The sequence below is a fragment of the Halomonas sp. RT37 genome (assembly GCF_040070525.1).
Classification (GTDB): Bacteria; Pseudomonadota; Gammaproteobacteria; order Pseudomonadales; family Halomonadaceae; genus Halomonas; species Halomonas litopenaei.
In genome coordinates this window covers 3,058,086-3,082,997 of record NZ_CP098827.1, presented here as the reverse complement: position 1 = coordinate 3,082,997, position 24,912 = coordinate 3,058,086, and the positions used below count along the sequence as shown (strand labels likewise).

Annotated in this window: 18 protein-coding genes and 1 tRNA gene; 13 read left to right on the top strand and 6 right to left on the bottom strand. The window is 54.7% G+C overall.

Translation table 11 applies throughout. The features are described 5' to 3' along the window. Nucleotides 1-62: 62 nt before the first annotated feature. The gene (locus tag NFG58_RS13325) at nt 63-1,031 is read right to left on the bottom strand and encodes a tripartite tricarboxylate transporter substrate binding protein (protein ID WP_045994607.1); all 969 of its coding nucleotides are present in this window, start codon (nt 1,029-1,031) and stop codon (nt 63-65) included. Nucleotides 1,032-1,107: 76 nt separating this feature from the next. Continuing rightward, a complete protein-coding gene (locus NFG58_RS13320) occupies nt 1,108-2,517 on the bottom strand; it encodes a flagellar biosynthesis protein FlgA (RefSeq protein WP_348826717.1) in 1,410 nt (469 codons plus the stop codon). A 287-nt stretch (nt 2,518-2,804) separates the two neighbouring features. Here NFG58_RS13320 and NFG58_RS13315 point away from each other — a divergent pair, with 287 nt between their 5' ends. Continuing rightward, complete coding sequence (locus NFG58_RS13315) at nt 2,805-3,515, top strand: GntR family transcriptional regulator (protein WP_261395451.1); 711 nt, start codon at nt 2,805-2,807, stop codon at nt 3,513-3,515. 200 nt (nt 3,516-3,715) lie between these two features. On the opposite strand, the gene NFG58_RS13310 is transcribed toward NFG58_RS13315, so the two are convergent. Then, nucleotides 3,716-3,955: a type II toxin-antitoxin system RelE/ParE family toxin gene (locus tag NFG58_RS13310; protein ID WP_348828136.1), complete on the bottom strand. Its 240-nt coding sequence runs from the start codon at nt 3,953-3,955 to the stop codon at nt 3,716-3,718. Between the two features lie 4 nt (nt 3,956-3,959). Then, nucleotides 3,960-4,367: a hypothetical protein gene (locus tag NFG58_RS13305; protein ID WP_348826716.1), complete on the bottom strand. Its 408-nt coding sequence runs from the start codon at nt 4,365-4,367 to the stop codon at nt 3,960-3,962. Nucleotides 4,368-5,783: 1,416 nt separating this feature from the next. Between NFG58_RS13305 and NFG58_RS13300 the strand changes: the two genes are divergently transcribed. The 8 genes from NFG58_RS13300 to NFG58_RS13265 all read left to right on the top strand — a co-directional run bounded on the left by NFG58_RS13300 (nt 5,784) and on the right by NFG58_RS13265 (nt 15,692). Further along, nucleotides 5,784-6,638, top strand: coding sequence for a hypothetical protein (locus NFG58_RS13300; RefSeq protein WP_348826715.1), 855 nt, complete (start codon nt 5,784-5,786; stop codon nt 6,636-6,638). Continuing rightward, a complete protein-coding gene (locus tag NFG58_RS13295; protein ID WP_348826714.1) occupies nt 6,631-7,074 on the top strand; it encodes a hypothetical protein in 444 nt (147 codons plus the stop codon). Before NFG58_RS13300 ends, NFG58_RS13295 begins: the two co-directional genes overlap by 8 nt. Before the next feature lie 340 nt (nt 7,075-7,414). After that, nucleotides 7,415-7,678, top strand: coding sequence for a hypothetical protein (locus NFG58_RS13290; protein WP_348826713.1), 264 nt, complete (start codon nt 7,415-7,417; stop codon nt 7,676-7,678). Between the two features lie 122 nt (nt 7,679-7,800). Continuing rightward, nucleotides 7,801-9,027, top strand: a complete 1,227-nt coding sequence (locus tag NFG58_RS13285) for a Shedu immune nuclease family protein (RefSeq protein ID WP_348826712.1) — start codon at nt 7,801-7,803, stop codon at nt 9,025-9,027. A 139-nt stretch (nt 9,028-9,166) separates the two neighbouring features. Beyond that, a complete protein-coding gene (locus NFG58_RS13280) occupies nt 9,167-9,322 on the top strand; it encodes a DUF4375 domain-containing protein (protein WP_348826711.1) in 156 nt (51 codons plus the stop codon). A gap of 373 nt (nt 9,323-9,695) precedes the next feature. Next, nucleotides 9,696-12,161 (top strand): ATP-binding protein, encoded by a 2,466-nt coding sequence (locus tag NFG58_RS13275; protein ID WP_348826710.1) that lies wholly within the window; start codon nt 9,696-9,698, stop codon nt 12,159-12,161. A gap of 196 nt (nt 12,162-12,357) precedes the next feature. Further along, nucleotides 12,358-14,109, top strand: a complete 1,752-nt coding sequence (locus tag NFG58_RS13270; protein ID WP_348826709.1) for a DUF262 domain-containing protein — start codon at nt 12,358-12,360, stop codon at nt 14,107-14,109. A gap of 563 nt (nt 14,110-14,672) precedes the next feature. Then, a complete protein-coding gene (locus NFG58_RS13265) occupies nt 14,673-15,692 on the top strand; it encodes an IS30 family transposase (protein WP_348826708.1) in 1,020 nt (339 codons plus the stop codon). A gap of 647 nt (nt 15,693-16,339) precedes the next feature. Here NFG58_RS13265 and NFG58_RS13260 read toward each other — a convergent pair. Next, nucleotides 16,340-18,415: a carboxy terminal-processing peptidase gene (locus tag NFG58_RS13260; protein WP_348826707.1), complete on the bottom strand. Its 2,076-nt coding sequence runs from the start codon at nt 18,413-18,415 to the stop codon at nt 16,340-16,342. 173 nt (nt 18,416-18,588) lie between these two features. Between NFG58_RS13260 and NFG58_RS13255 the strand changes: the two genes are divergently transcribed. Further along, complete coding sequence (locus NFG58_RS13255; RefSeq protein ID WP_348826706.1) at nt 18,589-19,920, top strand: M18 family aminopeptidase; 1,332 nt, start codon at nt 18,589-18,591, stop codon at nt 19,918-19,920. Between the two features lie 166 nt (nt 19,921-20,086). Here NFG58_RS13255 and NFG58_RS13250 read toward each other — a convergent pair. Next, nucleotides 20,087-20,163: transfer RNA gene (locus NFG58_RS13250), tRNA-Met, on the bottom strand. A 455-nt stretch (nt 20,164-20,618) separates the two neighbouring features. Between NFG58_RS13250 and NFG58_RS13245 the strand changes: the two genes are divergently transcribed. Genes NFG58_RS13245 through cybH form a run of 3 tightly spaced genes read left to right on the top strand, consistent with a single transcriptional unit; the run spans nt 20,619 to nt 24,321 of the window. Further along, nucleotides 20,619-21,713, top strand: coding sequence for a hydrogenase small subunit (locus tag NFG58_RS13245; RefSeq protein WP_253029420.1), 1,095 nt, complete (start codon nt 20,619-20,621; stop codon nt 21,711-21,713). Beyond that, the gene (locus tag NFG58_RS13240; protein WP_108448923.1) at nt 21,713-23,527 is read left to right on the top strand and encodes a nickel-dependent hydrogenase large subunit; all 1,815 of its coding nucleotides are present in this window, start codon (nt 21,713-21,715) and stop codon (nt 23,525-23,527) included. Before NFG58_RS13245 ends, NFG58_RS13240 begins: the two co-directional genes overlap by 1 nt. Nucleotides 23,528-23,544: 17 nt before the next feature. Continuing rightward, entirely contained in the window at nt 23,545-24,321 is a 777-nt protein-coding gene (gene cybH, locus NFG58_RS13235; protein WP_287165402.1) for a Ni/Fe-hydrogenase, b-type cytochrome subunit, read from the top strand. The last annotated feature ends 591 nt before the right edge of the window (nt 24,322-24,912 follow it).

Below are 24,912 nucleotides of genomic sequence, written 5' to 3'. Positions count from 1 at the left end.
GAGCGAGTCCCGTCAGCGCAAGGTGAGGGGCCGGGTAGTACCCGGCCCGCCAGTCCACGGGATCAGGTGTTTTCCAGAAGCCGCGTGTAGAGTTCCAGGTTCTGCTCGAGCTTCTCGCGGTAGTCGTCGCTACCCAGCCAGCCCTCGCGGTAGTGCAGGTTCACCCGCTCTTCGTACTCCTGGTAGGTCTCGGAGTCGTAGACGCTCTTCAGCGTGGACTCGAGCTTCTCGACGATGGCGTCCGGGGTGTCGGCGTGGACGAAGATGCCACGCTCGTTGCCGTCGGTCAGGTCCCAGCCGTTCTCGACGGTGGTGGGGATGTCCGGGAAGTTCTCCAGACGCTCCTCGGCGAACACCAGGATCGGCATCATCTCGCCGGATTCCATATAGCTCAGCACCGAGCTGATCTCGCCGAACAGGCCATCGATGTTGCCGCCCATGACGTTGGCGGCGACGCTGCCTTCCTCGTCGTAGGGAATGAAGCTGATGTCCAGGCCGGTGGCGTCACGGAACGACAGGAAGGCCATGCGGTCGGGGCTGGCCGCGTGGGTGCCGCCGATGATGACCTGACCCGGGTTGGCCTTGGCGTGCTCCATGAAGGCGTCGAAGTCGGCGTACTTGTCCGGATCGACGATCAGCGTCATCACGTCGGACTGCATACGCGCCACCGGGGTGAGCTGGTCGAGGCCGGTGGGGTTCTGGCCGGCGGCAAGCGAGGTGACCAGGGTCGAGGAGGCGAAGTCCAGGGTGTGGCCGTCGGCGTCGCCGTTGGCGGTACGCTGGTGGGCCAGGGCGCCGGAGGCGGACGGCAGGTTGACCACCGTCACGCGGGTGTCCATGGCCTCTTCAAGCAGCGGCTTGATGGTGCGCGCAAAGTTATCGGTGCCGCCACCGGCGCCGGCGGCGACCAGGAACTGCAGCGGCTTGGAGGGGAAGTCGGCCGCCTCGTCGGCGGACAGCGCGGCGGGGCTCGCAACGACGAGCGACAGGCCGAGGGCGCTGGCGGTGATGATCGCGTTTCGGGTGATCATGGCGTTCTCCTGGGGGTGGTTGTTGTGGTTTAGCATGGGCATCTGCCCAGTGGTTGCCAGGTGGCCTGACATGACGTCAGGCCGGTTCGGAGGAAGATTCGGCGGTGGAGAAGAACATCGCGTCCTGCTCGCGGCGAAGGTGGAGCAAGGTGGAGTCGGGCAGCTGCACGTCGGCCACGCTGATCAACTCGCCGGCGGCCACATCGCGCTTGAGGACGGCGCCGGGCAGCAGATAGAAGGGCACCGGGGTGGCATCGAGTAGCGCAGCGGCGGGGTGCACCTCGGGCTGAAGGCCTGCGATGTGGCGATGGTGGCCCTTCATCTCGAGCTCCTGCCCCTTGCTGAGTGACACCGTTGCCCGGGCGACCAGGTCAACCGCCGGGCGGGTAGCCTGGCCGCCGCCGGAGGGCAGGCCCTTGAGCACGGCGTCGAGCAGCGAGATCGGCGCTTCCAGGCCCAGCAGGTGGCGCGGCAGGTAGACCATGGCGCTTTTCTTGCTGCGACTCAGGATATGGCCCTTGCCGTCCAGCACCTCCCAGGCGTGTGCATCCTCGCAGCGCACCACCACGAAGACACCACCTGCGAAGCTCAGCTCGTCCGGGCGGCGCAGACAGTTGAACACCTCCAGACGCCCCGTGCCGGAGAGCACGCCGCCGTTGCCTTCCAGATCCAGCAGGGTCGGCACCTCATGGGTACGCAGCACCAGGGCGTGGAAGGCAGGGTGGTCGGGGGTGAGGCCGGTGGCGTTGGCGACATTGGTCATCTCGCACAGGTCCGGTGCGGAGATCTGCGGAATGGCGCTCAAGTGCTCGCCACGGGCGCGCACCACGCTGCGCTCGTCGCCCTCGGGCAGCGTCCACAGCTCGGCCATGTCCGGGGCGTCGAAGCGGGTGCCGTTGCACCAGATCGCCTGATCCGCCTCGTCCCAGACAAAGTCGTATTCGCTGCTCTTGCCGGCGGCGATGATCTCGAAGCCCAGTGTCTGGGCCCAGGTCACCAGGCCGATCAACAGACTCGGTTGATCACCGTCCAGCGGAGTAAACAGGCGACCATGGCGGTTACCGAGGCGGGTCAGGTAGGGACCGACCACCGATTCGGTTTCCTTGGTGGCGATGCCGACGTGCTTGCCGGCCTTGAGTGCACTGGCCGCGTGGGTGGCACCGGCGTTTGGTATACCAGTACTTTCCACCAGGATGTCGAAATCCAGGTGTTTGACCACTTCGAGATCGCCACAGGCGACAAACTTGCCCGCCTGCCAGGCGTCGCTTGCCTCGTCCTGCGTTTGGCATACCGCAATCTGCGAGGCCGGAATGCCGGCCTTCTCGAACGCCTGGGCGGCCGTCTCGGCGCTAATGTCCACCGCGATACGCGCGTTCATGCCAGGCATCTGCTGGGCCTGACGGAGGATGCCGCGACCGAAATCGCCAGCGCCCGCGACGCATGCCTCGACGGTGGTGGCGGTATCAAAGTGGTGAAGGTAATTCATGGTCGTAGAGCGTCTCCGTGCTGGCCTGGCCCACCGCTGGCGCGTTGCCGGGGGCTGCCTGAGCGGGTTGAAGGCCTCGGTCTGGAAGGATCGGGCGGGATCAAGATGCAGAGAAATGTAGTGGTATACCATTTTGATGGTCAAACGATTGGGGCATAGACCTTGGTCGAATATGTCGAAAGATGCGCGTTATATCGTTGAATAACAACAAATAAATGCAGTGAGACAAACCGCGCAAATGTTTGCCCGTCAAAAAACGGTATGCCATTCTTTAGGTATCGAAGACCATGACGGCAATAACGATGGACGAAGCGGCAGTGGACGCACGCGAAGGACTGGTGGAGAAGGTCGCCAACTACCTGCGTGAACATATCGTGATGGATCACTTCCAGCCCGGGCAGCGGCTGCCCGAGCGCAAGCTGGCCGAAGAACTGGACGTCTCGCGCACCCCCATGCGCGAGGCGTTCAAGATCCTCGCAGCAGAAGGCTTGGTGGTCATCTCCCCACGCCGGGGTGCGGTGGTCGCCGACGTCAGCCCCCAGGACGTACAGGAAAAGGCCTACGTGCTGAGCGTACTGGAGCAGTCCGCCGCGGAGCTCTGCTGCGCCAATGCCAGCGACGACGACATCGCCGAGCTACAGGCGTTGCACTTCGAGATGAAGGCCGCCTTCCTGCGCCGCGACCGCCAGAACTACTTTCGCCTGAACCAGGCGATCCACAACCGCATCGTCTCGCTCTCCGGCAACAACTCCCTGATCGAGATCCACGCCACCCTGAGCCGACAGCTCTACCGAGTGCGCTACCTTTCCAACCTGAAAAACGAGAAGTGGTCCGTGGCCATGGACGAGCACGAAGCCATCATGGCCGCCCTGGAAGCCCGCGACGGCAAGCAGGTCGGCAACGAACTGCGCAACCACCTCGGCAAGACCTGGATGAAGTACGCCAACCCCGCGGCCGAGGACCAACCCCTCGCCGATGTCGACACCGAGAGCGGCTAGTAGGTGAGCCAGGTGCGGCAGGCGACGCCGGCCAGCCAAGGGCGTGATAGCGAGACACTGATGGGCAGGATGCAGAGCAGGTGAGGTAATGACGCTTAACGGATATCGAGCGAAGGGGTGGGGCCGGCTGACTCCGTCCATCAGACGAGCCAAGAAGCTACGTCCGCTTCGAGCCTTTGCGGTCAGAGAGTGATTAGCCGTCAATCGGCGGGCGGGAATTGCTGCTTTTGGTGAAGGACCCGCACGATCCGGATATCTGAGCCTGCCAACTGATAGGAGATCAGAAGCGATACTTCCGGAAGGATTAGCAAGCGACCAGGAATACCTTGGCGCTCTACGCCGAGTAGCGGTTGCAGCATCAGCAGTTCTGCCCTTTCCTCGATCAGGCCATCAGTCCGTTCGGCGACCACAGGATTGAACTGGTAGAGGAAGTCGAAAATGGCTTCACGCCTTGTCAGACCCTCTTCTTCCCTTGGAATCGCCGATTACCGGGGCAAGGTCACGGGCGCGGATCCGTGACTTTCGTTCTGCCATCCGGGATTTTGCGGTTTCATGATCGACAAAGGTCGCTGCACCGGCTTCGAGTCTGTCAAATGCTCGCTTGACCTGAAGCGATAACCAGTCATGGTGTGACGTTGCTTGGCGCTGTTGCTTGGCGCTGTTGCTTGGCGCTGTTGCTTGGCGCTGTTGCTTGGCGCTGTTGCTTGGCGCTGTTGCTCGGCGCTGTTGCTCGGCGAGTTGTTCTGCCAATTCCCTGCAGGCGCCACTGAGCGTACGCCCCTGGCTCTCTGCCATCTGCTGGGCTAGGCGCTTAGTCTCTTGATCGATACGAAACTGTATACGGGTATCCATCTGAAGCCTCGCAGCTCATTCTGACGTATTCACGTATATTGGCTCGTTTTGGTGCTCAGTATGGCAACCCAGGACCGCTTGCCGCGCTGGGCGTGAATACGCTTCCTGGTAGCGATACCTCGAAACGTTGCCTCACAGACGCACGGAGCCGTTCCGGTCAATGGCGGCAAGGTTCTGTGGTGGATCAAAAACGCATCGCGGTTACCTGGCGCCGAGCTGAACAAGCTATACCACCCATCCGCCATATGCGAGTGATTGCTTGCTCGCGCTGGGCAGGGCAGTCGTATCAGCTTCAAATCTCTATCCCCGAATTTTATTCGAGCAAGTGCTTTCAAAAAGCAGTTTCCGAAATTCAACAGTTTGTAAGACTTAAGCCAAAAAACGCGTAAATTCGTTCCCATTCCTCACATCTTTTGTCTATTCTGCTGCTAATGGCCAACGCCAAGCTATAAACAGTGCCGCTACGAGCCCGAAAACAACGATCACGCGCAGGGATAGGAAAGCCGACGATGGCCAAGGGATGACCAGCCAACGCTAATCTGACGTTCAATGCGGGCGCCTTACCGCCTGTATGGCAGCGTGCTGCCGTTTCGGTTACCCGCCCTAAATTCCTTCCGTACTCGTGATCGCACAGCGGCAATCGCCGCCTGGGTGGTCATGTCGTGTGGCCGCCGTGGCGGTAGCGTGCCTGGTCGGTAGTTTATAGGTGACGGGGAGGTGTGCCTTTCGACTGGCGATATGCCTTCGCCGTTTCTCTGGGTGCAGTATTCATTCGTGTATACGAAATAAAACACAGGATTTACAGGCACGCTCGAAGTGATGTCTCAGAGCGCGTGTTTATTGCGAACAGGCGCTATAAAGTTACGAAAAATCAATGGCTTTGCAATCACGACAGAGCGATTTTGGGCATGCGCGCTTTGAACATAAGCATGCACGTTTTATCCCGGGTTACTCCGCCGTTAAGTGAGAAAGTTACGGAAGAATGCAAAGGTATAGGCTGCAATCTAGGCAGGTTCGTGCGGAAGCGAAATAAGTATGCCTATGAATAAAAAGTTATGAATTTCAGGGTCGCTTGTAATGAACAGGATCCATGAGTGTGGCGATATTAAGCAGGCCGAGGTCTGGATTGAGTTGGAGCATGATCAGCCTCTGCTACATTTAAATCAGACCGCATCTCGGGACGACCTAGAAGAGAACCACCATCTTGAACAAATCGGTAAGACGATAGCTACTGTCATTCTCAATGTTAAGTTCTGCTCGTACTGTGGGGAGGAATTGACAGGCAGCGATGGTGCCGGGGTGCCTTGGTTTCAGTATCACGATTTTTCTAGCTGGAAGTAAATTCATAACAATGCCAGGCAGGCGATGCATAAAAAACGCACGCCTGCTGGCGGGCGTTAACCATCAAGGAGAGATATGAGCGCGAAAACGACATCATTCGAGCTTTTTAGATACCAGCTTTTGCCAATCGATAGATTTCTACAGGGAAATTTATTGACTGGGGTTAGTTCGATCGATGAACTTATATCTCGGAAGAACGAGTTTTTTTCAGAAGCTATTGCAGCGACGAAGAGCTTTTCAGATAAAAGGCATGAGACGATAACGAAGAAATTATACGGAAAAGATGATTTCTTTCTTCTAAGAATCGCTCACAACAGGTCAATTCATCGTGAAACTAAAGATTTTCGCGACGAGGTCATAGATAACTGGCCATCCATCTTGGTCGCAATCTGGAATAATCCGGAAAAGCAGTTCATTGCTGTCCAACGAAGATCCACTGCATTCTCGTCATGTGAGGTAGTCGTTAAAATGATTCTTAATTCCATATCACCTCAGTTGAGTCAGCACCACCTACGATCGATACATGAGCCGCTATTTGAAAAACAACAATTCTGGTCGCTATTGCATCAGTATCAAGGCAGAATTAAATCCGTAGAGTTTGAGATAATAACGCCAAACATGGCCAACATCTCTGGCTCGTTATCAGACGATCTCAAAGCCTTTGCAAAGGCAACTAACTCGGCGAGAAACAAATTAAAAATTGAATCCGACCCTGAAGCTCCGCTGCACCTCGAAGAAAGCAATCGGACATTGCAGGGTCTTGTTAACTATAGTAGTGAAGGTGGCGGAAATATCTCGCTAAAGATCGATGGAGTGAAAACAACCTACCATACATCTAAAACGGTCAAAGAAATCCAGCTTGGAGATATGGAAATACAGGGTAGTGCTGAAGAAGTGGCTTCCGTTATAAAAGAGTTGCTAAATGATTAAGCAGGTACTTGTCACATCATTTATTTCGTTAGGTATTGGTTTCTTAACCGAGATGTTAAATGTTTGGCTGGGGGCTAAATTTCTTTATGTTTTTTTTGAGTCTAACTTAGTGACAATTCTTGTGGCTCTATTGGCGGTCAATGCTGCAACAATGGGCATTGTGCTAACTAAGATGCGAGATCTTATAGATAAAAATGGTAATGCTGAGGCATTCATAAAAACAAGAAGCAACATGCTTCTATCTATAAAAGAACAAATTGGATTGATCATACTTGCAATAGTTGTTTTGTCCGTTAAGTCTGCTCCAATTATTCAATCTATCGAAAATATGCCTTTGCTCTTCAATTCCATAGTGACCGGCATATTTATTTATGCCTTGCTAGTGCTATATGACACGGCGAAAGGTGTTTTGGTTATAGTGGATTTCAATGGTTAACAAGTTGCTGCACACGGCACACACAGCTACGTTCGTTTTAGTGCCTGTCGTTGCGCTCCGTTTTAATACAAAAACGCTCTCCGCAGAATGTGCCGGTGAGAAAGGAGCTATGTTTACCGAGTGACTTCACGTTTTCGACTGGACGTAATTGAACTTTTAGTTTTTATTCGACGGAGTTGTAAATAATTAATATAATATGCAGCCCTCCAGCAAGGGGGGCTTTATGTTTTATCTACGTTTTTTTTCAAAAGAGAGAATGATTTTTAAAAAAGTGTTATTTTAAGCTGTCATAGGTAGTGCCATCTTCTTTTTTGGCGCTTGCTTACATGATTTTTTTAAAATGCGAGACCTAGGTGATTTCTTTGCTTATGGTGGTATGGTTTATGCCGTAGTCGCAAGCTTTCTTTTTTTAATCGGAGTAAATCTTCCATCCCCATTCAATGATAAAGCTGAAGTTGGTTACCTACATAAGCTTAAAAAGAATATGGTTTCAAAAAAAGCTAGAATTGAACTTTTAGAGTGCAAAAAACTACTTGATGCAGGTGCTATTACTCAAGAAGAGTTCGACAAAAAATCGGAAGAGTTGAAGGACCTGTTTCTGTAAAGTATAACAATGGCGTTTAAGACGGATTCGCAAGCGTGTGCTGGACTCGCTTCGCTCAAACGCAGCATACGTTCACTCACCGCTTAACGCAGGGTTATGTTTAAAAACATCGAGCATCGGCAATGATCGAATTCAAGAAATCGAATGACAAGGTGATTCTTGCGTATTCGAGCGAAAGGCTCAGCCTTGAGTGGGTTTATCACGAGTTAGATGAATCGGGTGTTGTAAGAATAGCAAAAGCATTCTCACTCACAAAAAATGAACTTTTAACTACATTTGATCAGAGTGATGAGTACAAGTTAGTAGAATTTCAGGTTGCGGAAAAGGAAGGCGAATATTTTTGCTTTCCAAAAGACGTATTATCTATAGAACATGACCTCTATATACATGAGAGCATAGCTCTTGAGCGAAAGCTATTTATTGCGGAACGGGGTATCTCAATTTTTAGAAAAGTTGATGATCTCGTAAGCCAGTCGATATATATTGGTGGCAATGAGGATGGCGCAATATCAGAAGTGACGCTTAGGGAGCTTCTAAAAGCATTTCCAAATGCGTACGAACTGCACAGATACGCGTCAGCACGCATTTCTGGTGTTCTGTCTTCTTATTTAGAAACAAAAGACGATTACGAAGAAAAGTATCAGCAATATTTGAATAAACGCACTTCAAGGGAAGGAACCAACCTAAGCTATCTCTTTTCTGAAGTTGAGCTACTGAAGTACACAGGAATTCTCGAAAAGCTCAACAACATGCTTGATGACGAAGAATCATACTCGGAAGCGCAGTGGCAAAAAGAAATACTACAGATTTTATTATTGCTTTACCCGAAATACATTCACGTATTTAAAGAGGCGCCCGTCCGAGATACCTATAACAACAAAAATAGAAATATCGATTATTTGCTTGTTGATGCTGGCGGCAACACAGACATAGTGGAGATTAAGAAGCCATTTAATAGTTGTGTCATAACAAGTAGGACATATCGAGATAACTATATCCCTCTTAGAGCGCTTTCCGGAACAGTTATGCAGATTGAAAAGTATATTTTCTATTTGAATAAGTGGGGAAAGAATGGAGAAGAAAAGTTAAGTGAGCATTACAAAGATGATATTATGCCAGGTTTCAAAATAAAAATAACGAATCCGAGTGGGTTAATTATTATGGGCCGAACAAAGGGCCTAAGTCACGAGCAAATTCAAGATTTTGAAGTTGTTAAACGCCAATACAAAAATGTCATTGATATAGTCACATATGATGACCTAATAGAAAGGATCAAGTTTGTCATTAAGTACTGGACAGAAATAAATAACAAGTCAATTCAGCGGGCCGCTAACGCGTCAGATGATTGAAACGTTAAATGTCATAATGAATATAGAGCAAGCATTTGAAAAAACACTGATCGAACTTTAATAAAAGGATTCGATGATATACGTGAAACAGAGCGCGTATTGGAAACAATATGGTCTGTGGAATCAGAACTGAATAAAGGTGGCTTCGATCTACTTTTTTTATAATACATCTGGTGATATCGCTTTTTATGCTGCAAAAGCCATCGACTCCATTGGGGCAAATAAAATGGCTTGCATTGCCCAGAAAGCGCTAGATTTATTTGGTGAGAATGGTCCAGCCAAAAAACCGCGATGAGAGAGTTGGAGCATTAGAAGATAATTCCGAAAAAATATGAAGAGTACTTAAATAAGATCGATTATGAGTTTACAGATCACCCAGACAAAGTACTAAGAAAACTGTTTTCCTATGTTCAATCAAGTTTCTAGCCAACAACATTAAACAGGGCCAAGCAGCACCGCCCCGTCGGTGCTGGACCTCGCTACGGTCGGCCATTGTTAGCGGCGTTGGGCGGAAAATGCGAGCGAACGGCAGCACTTATACGTAATCCATCCGAACAACTCTAGGTACAAACATGGCTTCTGGGAATCTGGCATTTGAAACTACAATTCTTTGGCAACGGAGCCTCGGTAATGAGAGCACATACGGTCACTCCAGTGCGCTGGAGCGATTGCGCACAGAGTTGCGGTCATTTCGAGATCGTGTCTCAGTTCTCGTGGAGAGAGTTAGCAATGACATTCCAGAATTAACTGTTCACGATGTAACCCACTTGGACGCGCTCTGGGAAACCGCTTCTTTGCTTGTAGGGAGGTCGTATCCTCTTAATCCTTTGGAAGGCTTCATTCTTGGAGGCGCGATTCTGCTACACGACGCGGCGCTGTGCTTTGAGGCTTATGAGGGAGGCTTATCTGGAATTCGAGAAACACTCGAATGGAAAGACTCATATGCAGCAGTTTCGGACGGTGAAGACAACGAAGACGCTCGTAAGCATTCTGCGGATTTTCAGGCCATACGATTGCTTCACGCGGGGCAAGCTAGTCAACTTTGTTCTCGAAGCTGGAAGAATAACGGTGCGCCTGAGCATTTTCTAATATCGGATGAACATCTGAGGGCACACGTCGGTGAGCTTATTGGCCAAATCGCAGCAAGCCATCACTGGTCCATCGAAGAGGTTCAAAGCCTACTGCCCAGGTTTGTCAACAGTCCAAGCGAATTTCCCTCTGAGTGGAGAGTGTGCCCTCAAAAGATCGCCTGTATTTTGCGTTGCGCTGACGCTGCGCATATTGATGGAAGAAGATCTCCTGATTTTTTGTATGTACTGCTCAATAGAAATGGCGTATCCCTGGACCATTGGAAGGCGCAGAACTGGATAGGCCGGCCATCAACTGACCCGACTGAACCGGGGCATCTCCTTATCACGTCAACTCGATCATTTAACGAAAGTGATTTTGAGGCTTGGTGGGTGGCGTACGATGCTGCGCGTCTTATTGACCGTGAAATTCGTGCGTCCAACGCACTGTTGAGTGAGTTGAGCGTGCATGAGGTCCCTCCGTTTGCTTGTAAAGGTGTCTCAGGAGTGGATTCGCCAAGACTAATGTCCACCTATTTGAGGGTTTCTGGTTGGCAACCTTGCAACGCTGAGTTGCATGTTGGCAACGTCGAAGGGCTGGTTCGGCAATTAGGAGGCGAGCAGTTATATGGGAATACTGACCAGCTTTGGGTTGCGCTTCGTGAGCTTATTCAAAATGCACGCGATGCTATTGCGGCGCGGCGAGTGCTTCAAAGGGATTATGTCGGCTCAGTGACAGTTCGGCTTAAATCTGGCGAACACTACGAACTTGAAGTAGAGGACGATGGTCTCGGCATGTCAGAGCGTGTCTCGACATCAGTCTTACTCGACTTTGGGAGCAGTTTCTGGAGTACCGAGCTCGTTCGCTCTGAATTTCCCGGGCTACGTGCGTCTACTTACAAACCTGTTGGGAAATTTGGAATAGGTTTTTATTCGGTATTTATGGTGGCAGAGGCTGTCTCTGTAGTCAGTCGCAGATGGGATTGCGGACTAGATGATTGTCGAGAATTAAAGTTCAAGAACCAGCTTTCGCTGCGTCCCTTGATGTGTAGTGGAAAGGTTCCTGGTTTTACCACGTCCACGCGAGTCACACTGATGCTTAAGGACGGTGTAATTTCAGAAGAAATGAAATTCAAAGTTCGCGCTTCTGTCGCAGGAGCGCAAGAGTTTTTCGTTCCACTAGGCGCAATATTGCAACGTTTGGTTGCAGGACTCGATGTGCCGGTCAGTCTTGAGCAAGGAGATGGTGCGAAAATATTACTTCATTCTGGGACACCGGCAGAAGAGGATGCCGATGATTGGCTTAGAAAGATATCTTTTTCTGAGTTTATGAATGTTGGCGAAAGTGCTGAAAAATTTAACGCCCATGTTGCACGCATAAGGGCTATACATGTGGGCGACGTTCAAATTGGCCTTGCTGCGCTGTCACTTATGCACGCAGACCGAGGATTTCTTTCACTATTTACAGTAGGCGGCCTTGCCGCATATCCCCGTGCATCAGGGCACGGTTCATTTGTTGGGTATATCGATAGTCCCCCTTTGACCGCGAAGAGAAATCAGGTTGCGTTAAAAGATCATCCAAATCGTCAGGAGATCTTACATTGGGCGGTAGAGCAATTGGATCTGATCCGTACACAAGGTCTTGATCCACTCGATGCGTGTTTTCTGCCGCATGCTCTTTCTGAGTTTGGAGTTGATCCTCGTTATGACGGTATGATTTTGCTGGCATTTGATGACGGAAGGCACGAAATCGTAAAAATAAATGAGATTCAGACCGTTTTACGAACCAATCCGCTGGCCTTTCTTACAAGTGATCTGCCTGATCACGTGGACCCAAATAACGAAGTGAGAAGTGTTCCTGGTCATGCTTTATACAGACCGGTAAAGAACTCTTCCTTCAATACGCTTAGGTTCGAAAATTCTGTGCCGGCACATGAAAATTCTCTTGTGTACTTGTTGCATAACACGCTTGTAGTCGCCGGAATCGTTCCGAAGTGGGGCGTCATCGACGACGTTGGAAAGAACATGTTCGGCCAGAAGTTGAATGCGCGAACTTTATCCATATAGCCCAACTGTAGTTCGCGAATGGGAAACCTGTTTATGGGCCAATCTAGCTTTGGTGGAGTTGCCGCCCAAAAAATCGTAGCACCGGACATTTGACTGAAGTGACCCGCTGACCATTTTTGCTTTCGGAAAAACATGCATCGCCTCAAATGACGGTGAACTCAGACGTTATGTGAATAAATTAGATGGAGTGTGTTAAATGGCGTTTGTAGAGCCAATCACGATAAAAAACGCGATTGATAATGTACACAAGAAGAACTATTTGCTTCCAGCCATCCAGCGTGAGTTCGTTTGGGGAACAGATCAGATCGAACGACTCTTTGACTCATTAATGAGGGACTACCCAATAAGTTCTTTCTTGTTTTGGGAGGTGGAGAAAGCCAATATCGATAACTACCAGTTCTATGAGTTTGTTCGCGAATATCATGAAAGAGACAATACGCACAATCCAAAAGCAAATATTGATGGGGAATCTGGTATTACAGCGATTTTGGATGGGCAGCAACGACTAACATCGCTATATGTTGGATTGAAAGGAACCTATGCTTATAAGCTACCACGTAGAAGATGGGACAATGATTCTGCATTTCCAAAACGAAAACTGTGTTTAAACTTGCTTGCACCTGCCGATGATGGTGACTTGGAATATGAATTTAAATTTCTAACAAAGAAGGAGTCGGAACAATCTGATGACCGACACTTTTGGTTTGTCGTCGGTGATATACTTAGTTTGACTGAGGCGGTTGATGTTAATGATTTTCTTCTAGAAAGTGACGTCTCGGAATATGGGAAAGTTAAATTTAGATATGCTAATAAAGCACTTTTTAAATTGTACGAAGTGATTCACAAAAACAAGTCAATAAACTTTTTCTTAGAAAGAGGAGAGAGTTTAGATAAGGTTCTAAATATATTTATTCGCGTAAATAGCGGCGGAACACAGTTAAGCTATTCGGATCTTTTGCTTTCAATAGCCACTGCGCAATGGAAAGAAAAAGATGCCAGAGAGGAAATTACAGCGTTTGTTGACGAAATAAATGCCATAGGCGACGGTTTTAACATTAACAAAGATTTTGTATTAAAAAGTTGCTTGGTTATATCTGGATTTAGGGATATAGCATTCAAAGTTGATAATTTTAACCAGGAAAACATGCTTGCCATTGAAAAGCAATGGGATGATATAACGAAAGCAATCAAAACTGCAATTATTTTGATTTCAAGCCTTGGTTATCACAGAGATACATTAACATCAAACAATGCCCTTATACCAATAGCTGGGTACCTATACAAGATTGGTAGTCCAGAAAAGTTTTCTGAATCATCCAAATATAAAAATGATAGACAAAAGATTTTCAAGTGGCTAGTGATGGTGCTCTTGAAAAGGACGTTTAGTGGGCAGCCTGACAATGTACTTAGGCCAATTCGTGAGGCCATCAACGCTTCTGAAGATGGATTTCCGTTGCTTGAGATTGTGAATAAATTGAAAGGTGGAAATAAAGCAATATCATTTGATGAGGACGAAATAGACAACCTTTTGTATTACCAATATGGTCGATCATACACCTATTCTGCCCTTGCGTTTATCTATCCATCTCTCGATTTTAGAAATAAATTTCATCAAGACCACATATTTCCGAAGAGGCTATTTACCAGAAAACGGCTTGAGAAGTGCGGAATAAAGACGCAGGATATCGAGTTCTATCTAGAAAAGTTTGATTGTTTGGCCAATTTGCAGCTACTTGAGGGCGTTCCTAACCAAGAAAAATCAGGGAAGGGTTTTCATGCTTGGATAAATGAAAAATATCCGGATAAAAATGATAGAAGAGCGTATATGGAAAAACACTATATTCCAGATGTTGACCTTACATTAGAAAACTTCAGGCAGTTCGTGGAAGAAAGAGAAAAGCTCCTTGTAGCGGCGTTTAAGAAATTACTAACACACGAGATTGCATAACAAAGTGCTGCACGCGGATAAATTACTCGCTGTGCTCGTGATTTTGAGGTGACCATGGCGTTAGACACCGATATCCATAACTAGAACCCACGATCGCGAAGTCGAGTGCGGCGACTATTTTATCTCGCATGTGCTCTAGAGTGCCGATGGGCCTTTTTAAAACGCTGGCAGGCTATGATGCGATTTGTGGGATAAGGATCAACAGTTCTTCGCTGTCGAGGGTCACTGTTGGAGTAAGGCGGGTCAGTTTTTCTCCTTCGAGGAAAGATGCTCGTCCAGGCGGCACCACAATTCGGGTGGCCAACGCTGAGAGGGTATCGCTCTGTATGTCCAGAAGATAGGGGTACGTCTTTTTCTTCGACGCGCCGGGGTTAGCGTACACGTCGAACTGGGGGCATTAGAATGTCCTGTACTCTTCTCCAAGGCACCCATGCTCAGCGACAGCATGGTTGTAGGCTTTGATAGCGTTGCTGTTGTCCCACTGCCATTGTTCGGCTTCGCTCTCGGAGAGGGCGGTCTCAATGAGCAAGTGCAACACCTGATCGATCAGGTACGCTATCGCTATGACTCATTGCTACCACCACCTTACTGCTGAAGAACGTGCCACCATCATGCTGATGCGTGAAGGTCACTCGATACGCTCCATCGCCAAGTTCCTTGGGAGAGGTGCCAGCACGATTTCTCGAGAGCTGGCTCGGCATGCGGTACCTTCTCATGCTGGCTATGACGCCAGTCTGGCGGGTTTCAGGGCCACGCTGACGCGACATCGAGCACGACGACAATCTAAGTTGCGCCTTGGTACGCCTCTTTTCGATCTGGTGACCTACCTGTTGCGCAAGTACTGGTCTCCTAGGCAGATAGCCATCACACTGAAGCGCATGTATCCAAATGACCCTACACGTCAGGTCTCCCACGAGGCCATCTACAACGCGCTCTATGTGATGCCCCGAGGCTCGCTGAAAAAAGAGCTCATTGCTTGCCTTCGGCAGGGGAAGGGAAAGCGGCGTCCACGCAGTCGTGGCAAGGATCGTCGCCGCCAAATTCCTGACTTGGTCAGTATTCATCTCCGGCCGCCTGAGATCGAAGATCGGTTGATGCCCGGGCATTGGGAAGGCGACCTCATCATGGGGGCCAGCAACCGTTCTGCCGTAGGCACGTTGGTTGAGCGCACGACACGCTTCGTCATACTGGTGAAAATGGACGGTACGACCGCGACGGATGCGATGGTCGGCTTTAGTGACAAATTGAACCGTGTTCCACGCTCACTACGGCTGTCGATGACCTACGACCAAGGGAGCGAGATGGTCAAGCATGCCGAAATAACCCAACGTACCGGGACAGCCATCTACTTCGCCGATCCACACAGCCCGTGGCAACGTGGGTCTAACGAGAATACCAATGGTCTGCTTCGACAGTATCTGCCCAAAGGAACGGACCTATCGACCTACACCCAGGAGGAGCTCGATGAGATCGCAGACTCACTCAATACCAGGCCTAGAGAGACGTTGAACGCCAAGACGCCTCTGGAGGTATACGCGGAGGTTCTCCAGATGTCAGTGCCCGGATCTCCGGCACTCCAATAGTGTTGCGCTTGTAGGTTGAGACCGCCGAGCTTTGCTTCCAGTGCTTTCTCTCGTGTAGCCGAGATGTTGGCCTTCAGACGTCCGGTCTTTTCGCTCAAGTCACTGTTGGTGATGAGGTTTTTGGCATTTTTAAGAGCTCTCTGAACAGATCGCCTTCGCATCGTCCTGCCTCCTTTTTCGGTACCACCTTCAATATGGTTAGCCGCATGGGCGTTGGCAACTACTGTAGTGTGGTTGGCTTGGAAAGGGGCGTACTTTAGTTGCGCTCAGTAAGTGCATCTGCCCATTCTCTTGATTGCGCTCTGACGAACAAGGCGGGACGAAGGTGAGAATCCTACTCTGGTGTATTGCGGTGCTGTTGCTCGTGTTGATGCTGCTGAGCGGTGCAGGGTTTTTGCACGGCTCGCTGGAGCTGTTTCCGACTGAGGAGCAGAAGCGCCAGGTTCGCTGGGTCTACGGGGCTGCGTTTGTGGGCTTTGCCGTGCTCGAACTCCTGGTCGCGATGGGGCTTTGGAGGGAGAGAAGAGTGAGAAGGGCTACTCGCCGTTAGGGTGACGATGGCTGAGTTCAGACCACGTCCATAAAAAAGCCGGGGCTCGAAGCCCCGGCTTTTTCGTTTAGCTTGCGGCTAGTCGTCTCTTTGCCGCTTAGCCTTTTACCGCGTACTGCCAGCTCGGGCCGAGTTCGGCGAAGTCGAGCAGGATTTCCGCTGACTCCTCGACCTCGGCGCGGTCGACGGGCTGTTCCTCTTCGGTCTCTTCGTCGGCGAGGTCTGCGTCGTCGCCGCTTTCGCGGGCGTCGCCCCATTCCTCGAGGATGTCGAGGCCGAGGGCTTCGCGGCGCTCGTTTTCCAGTGCCAGCATTTCGGCGTCCTGGGCGTCGGCTTCACGCTGACGCTGCTCGCGATTCAGGCTGACGCTGGTGTGCTGCTCGCGCAGACGGCTCGCTAGCTCTGCCCGTTGTTCCAGGTAGTGGAAGTTGGGGTGCTCGTCGGCACGCTGCTGGTGGCGGGCGCGCAGGTCCTTCAGGTACTGGCGCGGGGTGCCGTAGCTGCGGTACTGGACGTCGCGTACGGTGTCCCAGGGCAGGGCGTTGTCGAGGGCACTCTCGCCGATGATCTCGGGGTCGAGCAGGCTCGGGTACATGATGTCCGGCTTCACGCCGCGGTTCTGGGTGCTCTCGCCAGAGATGCGGTAGAACTTGGCGCGGGTCAGCTTGATCTGGCCGTAGCTCAGGTCGTTGAGGGTCTGTACCGTGCCTTTGCCGAAGGTGTTGGAGCCGACGATCAGACCGCGTCCGTAGTCCTGGATGGCACCAGCGAAGATCTCCGAGGCCGAGGCGGACAGGCGGTTGACCAGCACCACCAGCGGGCCGTCATACAGGGTGCCGCTGTCGGTGTCGCCGTACAGGCTGATGCGGCCACGGGCGTCACGTACCTGCACGGTGGGGCCACGGTCGATGAACAGGCCGATCATCGAGTTGGCTTCCTGCAGGGCGCCGCCGCCGTTGTTGCGCAGGTCCAGCACGATGCCCTCGACGCCTTCGGCCTTGAGCTTCTCGACCTCGGCGGCAACGTCACGGGTGGTGGAGCGGTAGTTTTCCTCGCCGGCCTGCCAGGCGTCGAAGTCGACGTAGAAGGCGGGCACCTCGATCACGCCGACCTTGTGCACGCCGTCTTCGCGCTGGATCTCGATGACCTCGCTGCTGGCCGCTTGATCCTCGAGCTTGACGGTGTCACGGGTAATGTCGACCACGGTGGAGCGGGTCATGTCCACGGCTTCACCGGGCACCACCTCGAGGCGCACCTCGGAGCCCTTGGGCCCACGAATCAGTTCGACCACGTCGTCCAGGCGCATGCCGACCACGTTGACGATGTCTTCGCCATCCTGGCCGACGCCGATGATGCGGTCGGCGGGCTTGAGCGCGCCGTCCTTCTCGGCCGGACCACCGGGCACCAGGCTCGCGACCTTGACGTACTCGCCGTCGGCCTGGAGCAGGGCACCGATGCCTTCGAGCGAGAGGCGCATCTGGATGTCGAAGGACTCGCCCTGGCGCGGCGACAGGTATTCGGTGTGGGGGTCCACGGTGCCGGTGGCGGCGGCCATGATCAGCCCGAACACGTCCTCGGCGTTGGTCTGCTCGAGGCGATGCTTCTGGGTCTCGTAGCGCTCGCGCAGGGTGTCGATGACCTCGTCGTCTTCCTGGCCGCTGATTGACAGCGTCAGGGCGGCGTTGGCCAGGCGCTTGCGCCACAAGTCGTCGAGGCTCGCCTGGGAGGCGGCCCAGGGGGCATCCTCGCGGTCGAGTTCGAGGCGGCCTTCGCCGTCGAAGCTCATGTCGAGGTGGTCGATCTCGTCGAGCATCCACTCAAGACGTGCCTCGGCACGATCGTGGTAGCGCTCGTAGAGGTCGTAGGCCCGCTCCAGGGAGCCTTCGAGCATTGCCTCGTCCATGCCGGTGCGCAGATCAGCGAACTCATCCACGTCGTCCTGCAGGAAGTAGGCACGCTGGCCGTCCAGCACGTCCAGATAACGCTGGAAGGCACGGTTGGACCATTGGTCGTCCAGCCGCACATCCGCGTAGTGGCCGTAGCGTAGTGATTCGGCCACCTCCATGGCCGCCTGACGCTGGTCGTCGCCGGGCGTGGGAGTAGCCAGCGCCGTAGGGGCCGCGATCAGCAGGGACAGCGCCAGGGCGCGACCCGCAGACTCAATCAGGCTCATCAATGAAGCACTCCAGGATTCGTGTACACTCGTCGGTCTGACACCGACTCGGTCGGCGGGTCCCTTGGACCGGATTCGCATTGTAGCAGCTTGATGTCAATCCTTGACCCTTGCCGTTGTGCGACATTTAGGGTCAATCCTTGAACCACACTATCATGCAACAGAGGACGCCCATGTCACAGGAGTGCTTGCCAAAGGATGATGCCGGATGCGCCAAAAGGCTCAGTCGGCTGCTTGAGTTTCTTCACCGTTCCCCCAGCCCTTGGCACGCCACCGCGAACATGGCTCAGCGGCTCGAGGACGCCGGCTACCGTCGTCTGTTGGAGACCGATAGCTGGGATTTGGTTCCCGGTGACCGCTTCTACGTGACCCGCAACGATTCTTCGATTATCGCCGTCAACCTGCCGAAGGGCCAGCCGGTCACCAGTCTGCGCATGGTCGGCGCCCATACCGACAGCCCCAATCTCAGGCTGAAGACCCACGCCGGCCAGACCTCGGCGGGCTGGCTGCAGCTTGGCGTGCAGGTCTACGGCGGGGCACTGCTCGCGCCCTGGTTCGACCGTGACCTGGGCCTGGCCGGGCGTCTGCATGTCCGTCACGCCGATGGGCGGGTCGAGGGCGTGCTGCTCAACGTCGCCGAGGCCATCGCCATCATCCCGAGCCTGGCCATCCACCTGGATCGTGAAGCCAACGACGGCAAGGCGATGAATGCCCAGACCCAGATGGCGCCGGTGGTGCTGCAGGGCGGCAAGGACGACGACCTCGATCGCCTGCTGCTGGCCTGGCTGGAGCAGGAGCACGGTCTGACCGGGGTGAAGGTGCTGGACTTCGAGCTGGGCTTCTATGATCTGCAGCCGCCGTCGCTGGTGGGCGTGGGCAAGGAACTGATCGCCAGCGCCCGCCTGGACAACCTGCTGTCCTGCTTTATTGGCCTGGAAGCGATGCTCGACGCCGACGGCGAACAGGGCATGGTGCTGGTCGCCAATGACCACGAAGAAGTGGGTAGCGCCAGCGCCTGTGGCGCCCAGGGCCCGTTCCTCGCCGACGTGCTCAAGCGGGTGAATGGCCAGGTGGGCGAGGGCACCGAGGAAGGCTATATCCGCCTGATCCAGTCCTCGCGGATGATCTCCTGCGACAACGCCCACGCGCTGCACCCGAACTTCAAGGACAAGCACGACGCCCAGCACGGACCGAGCCTCAACGCAGGCCCGGTGATCAAGACCAACGCCAACCAGCGCTACGCCACCAACAGCACCACGGCGGCGATGTTCCGTGATCTGTGCGAGAAGGTAGAGGTGCCGGTGCAGACCTTTATTACCCGGGCGGACATGGGCTGCGGCAGCACCATCGGCCCCATCACCGCAACGGAGCTTGGCGTGCCGACGCTGGACGTGGGGGTGCCCCAGTGGGCGATGCACTCTATCCGCGAGACCGCCGGCAGCCAGGACGTGGAACACCTGACCCGTGCGCTGACTGCCTTCTTCAACAGTGCCGAACTGGTGTAGGGCGAGCGCTCGCAGCACGCTTGCTGAAAGACTGAAACGACGATAACAGAGCGCCTGGCGGGCAACCGCCAGGCGCTCTGTCGTTGTTGCGTCGGTGTTGAACCGTTGCATTGGAAGGCACAACGAAAAGGCCCGTCGATCGGTGATCGGCGGGCCTTTCGGTATCTGGTGGCTACGCCCTGACTCGAACAGGGGACCCCATCATTATGAGTGATGTGCTCTAACCAACTGAGCTACGTAGCCTTTGGATGGCGCCGTATTCTACGGATTGCCGGCTTGTTGTCAAGCGCTTGGGTTGCGGCAATGGCCCCGATGCCGGCCCTGGCGATGGCCCCGATGATGGCTCTGCTAGTGGCCCGGGGCGGCCAGGGCGACGCCAGCGCAGTGCGCTGGAAAGCCGGCTACCACCTGTGTGCCGTGTAGCGCGAGTTCTGTGCTGGCGTGACGGAGGTGGCTGGAAAGGGCGCTACCGCCATGTGGTCATCAAGTGCGCCAAGTGTTTGAAAAGACGTACTCCCCGCAATCTGGCACGGGCCTTGCCCTGTAGTTTAGGGAAACAACAACAGGCGATCTGGATGGCTTTTCGTGCAAGCCTCGTGTCGGCTTCTGGCCTTGGGTGTAACGAGGGCAGGCCGCCTCCAGATCAGGGGATCACGCCGGTGGCGAGATCCAGGACCACGACAGGGGAGTCGTTGCCGATGGAGCCCATCGAAACCTTCTACGACGTGATGCGGCGACAGGGGGTCACGCGTCGCTCATTTCTGAAGTTCTGTTCACTGACGGCGGCGGCGCTGGGGCTCGGGCCTGCCTACACCGCCAAAATTGCCCACGCCATGGAGACCAAGCCGCGCACGCCGGTGATCTGGGTGCACGGGCTCGAGTGCACCTGCTGCTCGGAGTCGTTCATCCGCTCGGCCCATCCGCTGGTCAAGGACGTGGTGCTGTCGATGATCTCGCTGGACTACGACGACACCCTGATGGCGGCGGCGGGGCATCAGGCCGAGGCCGCCCTGGCCGACACCATCGAGCGCTACAAGGGCAACTACATCCTGGCGGTGGAGGGCAACCCGCCGCTCAACGAGGACGGCATGTTCTGCATCGTCGGTGGGCGGCCCTTCGTCGACCAGCTGCGCGAGACCGCAGAGCACGCCAAGGCGGTGATCTCCTGGGGCTCCTGTGCAAGCCACGGCTGTGTCCAGGCGGCGCGCCCCAACCCCACCCGGGCGACTCCGGTGCACAAGGTCATCACCGACAAGCCGATCATCAAGGTACCGGGCTGTCCGCCGATCGCCGAGGTCATGACCGGGGTCATCACCTATATGCTGACCTTCGACCGGCTGCCGGAGCTCGACCGCACCGGCCGGCCCAAGATGTTCTATTCCCAGCGCATCCACGACAAGTGCTACCGCCGGCCACACTTCGACGCCGGCCAGTTCGTCGAGTCCTTCGATGACGAGGGCGCCCGTCGCGGCTACTGCCTGTACAAGGTGGGCTGCAAGGGCCCGACCACCTACAACGCCTGTTCGACCATCCGCTGGAACGAGGGCGTGAGCTTCCCGATCCAGGCCGGCCACGGCTGTATCGGCTGCTCCGAAGACGGCTTCTGGGACAAGGGCTCCTGGTACGCCCGGCTGCAGGACGTGCACCAGTTCGGCATCGAGGCCAACGCCGACCAGATCGGCGGCGTTGTAGCCACCGGGGTGGGCGGTGCGGTGGCGGTCCACGCTGCCGTCAGCGCCTTGAAACGGGCGCAGGTCAAGCGCCAGTCGTCAGCCAACAGGGAGGAAGCCTGATGACGCAGATCAACACCCCTAACGGGTTCAATCTGGACAGAAGCGGACGGCGTATCGTCGTCGACCCGGTGACCCGCATCGAGGGGCATATGCGCTGCGAGGTCAACGTAGATGACAACAACATCATCCGCAACGCGGTGTCCACCGGCACCATGTGGCGCGGGCTCGAGGTCATCCTCAAGGGCCGTGACCCGCGCGACGCCTGGGCTTTTGTCGAGCGCATCTGCGGCGTCTGCACCGGCTGTCATGCGCTGGCGTCGGTGCGCGCGGTGGAGGACGCTCTCGACATCCGCATCCCGCGCAACGCCCACCTGATCCGCGAGATGATGGCCAAGGTGCTGCAGTGGCATGACCACGTGGTGCACTTCTACCACCTGCACGCGCTGGACTGGGTCAACCCGGTCAATGCGCTGAGGGCCGACCCGCGGGCGACCTCGCAACTGCAGCAGTTGACCGGCCCCAACCATCCGCTGTCGTCGCCGGGCTATTTTCGCGACGTCCAGAATCGCCTGAAGACCTTTATCGAGTCGGGGCAGCTTGGGCTTTTCAAGAACGGCTACTGGGACAACCCCGCCTATCGGCTGTCGCCGGAGGCGGACCTGATGGCGACCGCTCACTATCTCGAGGCGCTGGACCTGCAGAAGGAGATCGTCAAGGTCCACACCGTGTTCGGCGGCAAGAACCCCCACCCCAACTACATGGTCGGAGGGGTGCCCTGTGCCATCAATATCGACGGCGATCTGGCGGCCGGGGCGCCACTCAACATGGAGCGGCTCAACTTCGTGCGCGCGCGCATGGAGGAAGCCTTCGCCTTCTCCAGGAACGTCTACATCCCCGACGTCATCGCCATTGCGAGCTTCTACAAGGGCTGGTTGTACGGCGGGGGCCTGTCCGCCACCAACGTGATGGACTACGGCGACTACTCCAAGGTCAACTACGACAAGTCCACCGACCAGCTCAAGGGCGGCGCCATCCTCGGCGGCAACTGGAACGAGATCCACGAGGTGGACCCCACCGACCCCGAGCAGATCCAGGAGTTTGTGGCCCATTCCTGGTACCGCTACGCCGACGAGTCCCGTGGTCTGCACCCCTGGGACGGCGAGACCGAGCACCACTACGAACTGGGCGAGGGCACCGTCGGCACCCGCACCCGGATCGAGGAGATCGACGAGGCCGCCAAGTACTCGTGGATCAAGTCGCCACGCTGGCGTGGCCACGCCATGGAGGTGGGGCCGCTGTCGCGCTACATCCTCAACTACGCCCAGGGCAATGACTTCGTGATCGACCAGGTGGACTCGTCGCTGGCCGCCCTGAATCAGCTCGCCGGCACCCGTCTGACGCCGAAGCAGGCGCTGCCGACCACCATCGGCCGTACCCTGGCCCGCGCCCTGGAAGCCCACTACTGCGCATCCATGATGCTCGATGACTGGCATGAGCTGATCGCCAACATCCGCGCCGGTGACCTGGCTACCGCCAATATCGAGAAGTGGGACCCGGCGTCCTGGCCCCAGGAGGCTCGCGGTGTCGGCATGGTCGCCGCGCCCCGGGGCATGAACGGCCACTGGATCCGCATCAAGGATGGCAAGATCGAGAACTACCAGTGCATCGTGCCGACCACCTGGAACGGCAGTCCACGGGACCCGGAGGGCAACATCGGCGCCTTCGAGGCGTCACTGCTGAATACTCCCATGGAGCGGCCGGACGAGCCGGTGGAGATCCTGCGCACGCTGCATTCCTTCGATCCGTGCCTGGCCTGTTCCACCCACGTGATGAGCGAAGACGGTGAAGAGCTGTCTCGCGTCACCGTCAGATAGCCGGGGGAGGGTGTCCCATGTCCCATGACTCGAAAGCGTCGTCATCTGCAGAAGCCAGCCAGGCCGACCCTCAGGCAGGCAAGCTGGGCCCCGGGGAGGAGCGGGTGCTGCCTTCCTCGGTCAAGCAGACGTCTGTCTACGTCTATGAGGCGCCGCTGCGGCTGTGGCACTGGACCAACGCGGCAGCCATCCTGGTGCTGATCGTCACCGGCTACTTTATCGGCAAGCCGCTGCCGACGGTGTCAGGTGAGGCCAGCGATCACTTCGTGATGGGCTATATCCGCTTTGCCCACTTCACCGCGGGCTACATCCTGGCGATCGGTTTTCTGTTTCGGTTCTACTGGTCGCTGGTCGGCAATCACCACGCCAAGCAGCTGTTTCGCTTGCCGTTGCACCGTCGTGACTGGTGGCATGAGGTGTGGTTCGAGCTTCGCTGGTATCTGTTTCTGGAGAAGCGCCCGCGCAAGTACGTGGGCCACAATCCCCTGGCGCAGTTGGCGATGTTCATCTTCATCACCCTCGGCACCCTGTTCATGATCGTGACCGGAATGGCGCTCTACGCCGAAGGTGCCCTGCGCGGCAGTTGGCAGGACACGCTGTTCGGCTGGGTCATCCCGCTGGTGGGCCAGAGCCTGGACGTGCATACCCTGCATCGTCTCGGCATGTGGGTGATGATCACCTTCATCATCATCCATGTGTACGTGGCGATACGCGAAGACATCATGTCCCGCCAGAGCATCGTCTCGACCATGATCTCAGGGGAGCGCACCTTCAAGGACGACGACCCTTTGTAGTGAGTTGTCGTTGCTCGCCGTGACTTGTCATTGCTCGCAGTTGATCGTTAGCCCTGCCGTTGAAGGGCGTAAGCGCTGACTGTTGGCGCCGGAGGCTTCACCGAGAATATCAGGTGAGGTCTCCGGCGCTTTTTGTTGGCGTTCAGGGAGGTTGGCGAGGCGCGTGCATAGGCCGGTGGGGGAGGTATCTTGGTCGGGCATTAATCAGGTAATCATAAGTCACCTTTTGAAACGTTGTTGCCCGGTGTTTTATGAGAAAGATTCTCTTTGAATCGGCGGTTATTGGACTTTTGTAGGGTTATATACCATGTGACTGTGCCGAAACGATGGGCATGTTTTTTATTGAAAGGTGGCGGCGTTATTCTGCGGAAATGGTCGAGGTTTTTTTCAGGTCATCGTGGATATGTGCATGTAAGTGGCTGCTGTAGTGTGAAAAAATGCTTTCGCATATGCCATGGGTGTCGCAGATGGAAGCGTTTTCGGCAGTTTTTTGGCGTCCTGTTTGTCGGTGTCTTGTTTGTCGTTGAAAAAGGCGCTTCGTGGCTGGGCTTTGGCTTTGATGCTGCATCTTGATGTTTTTATGGCGAATGC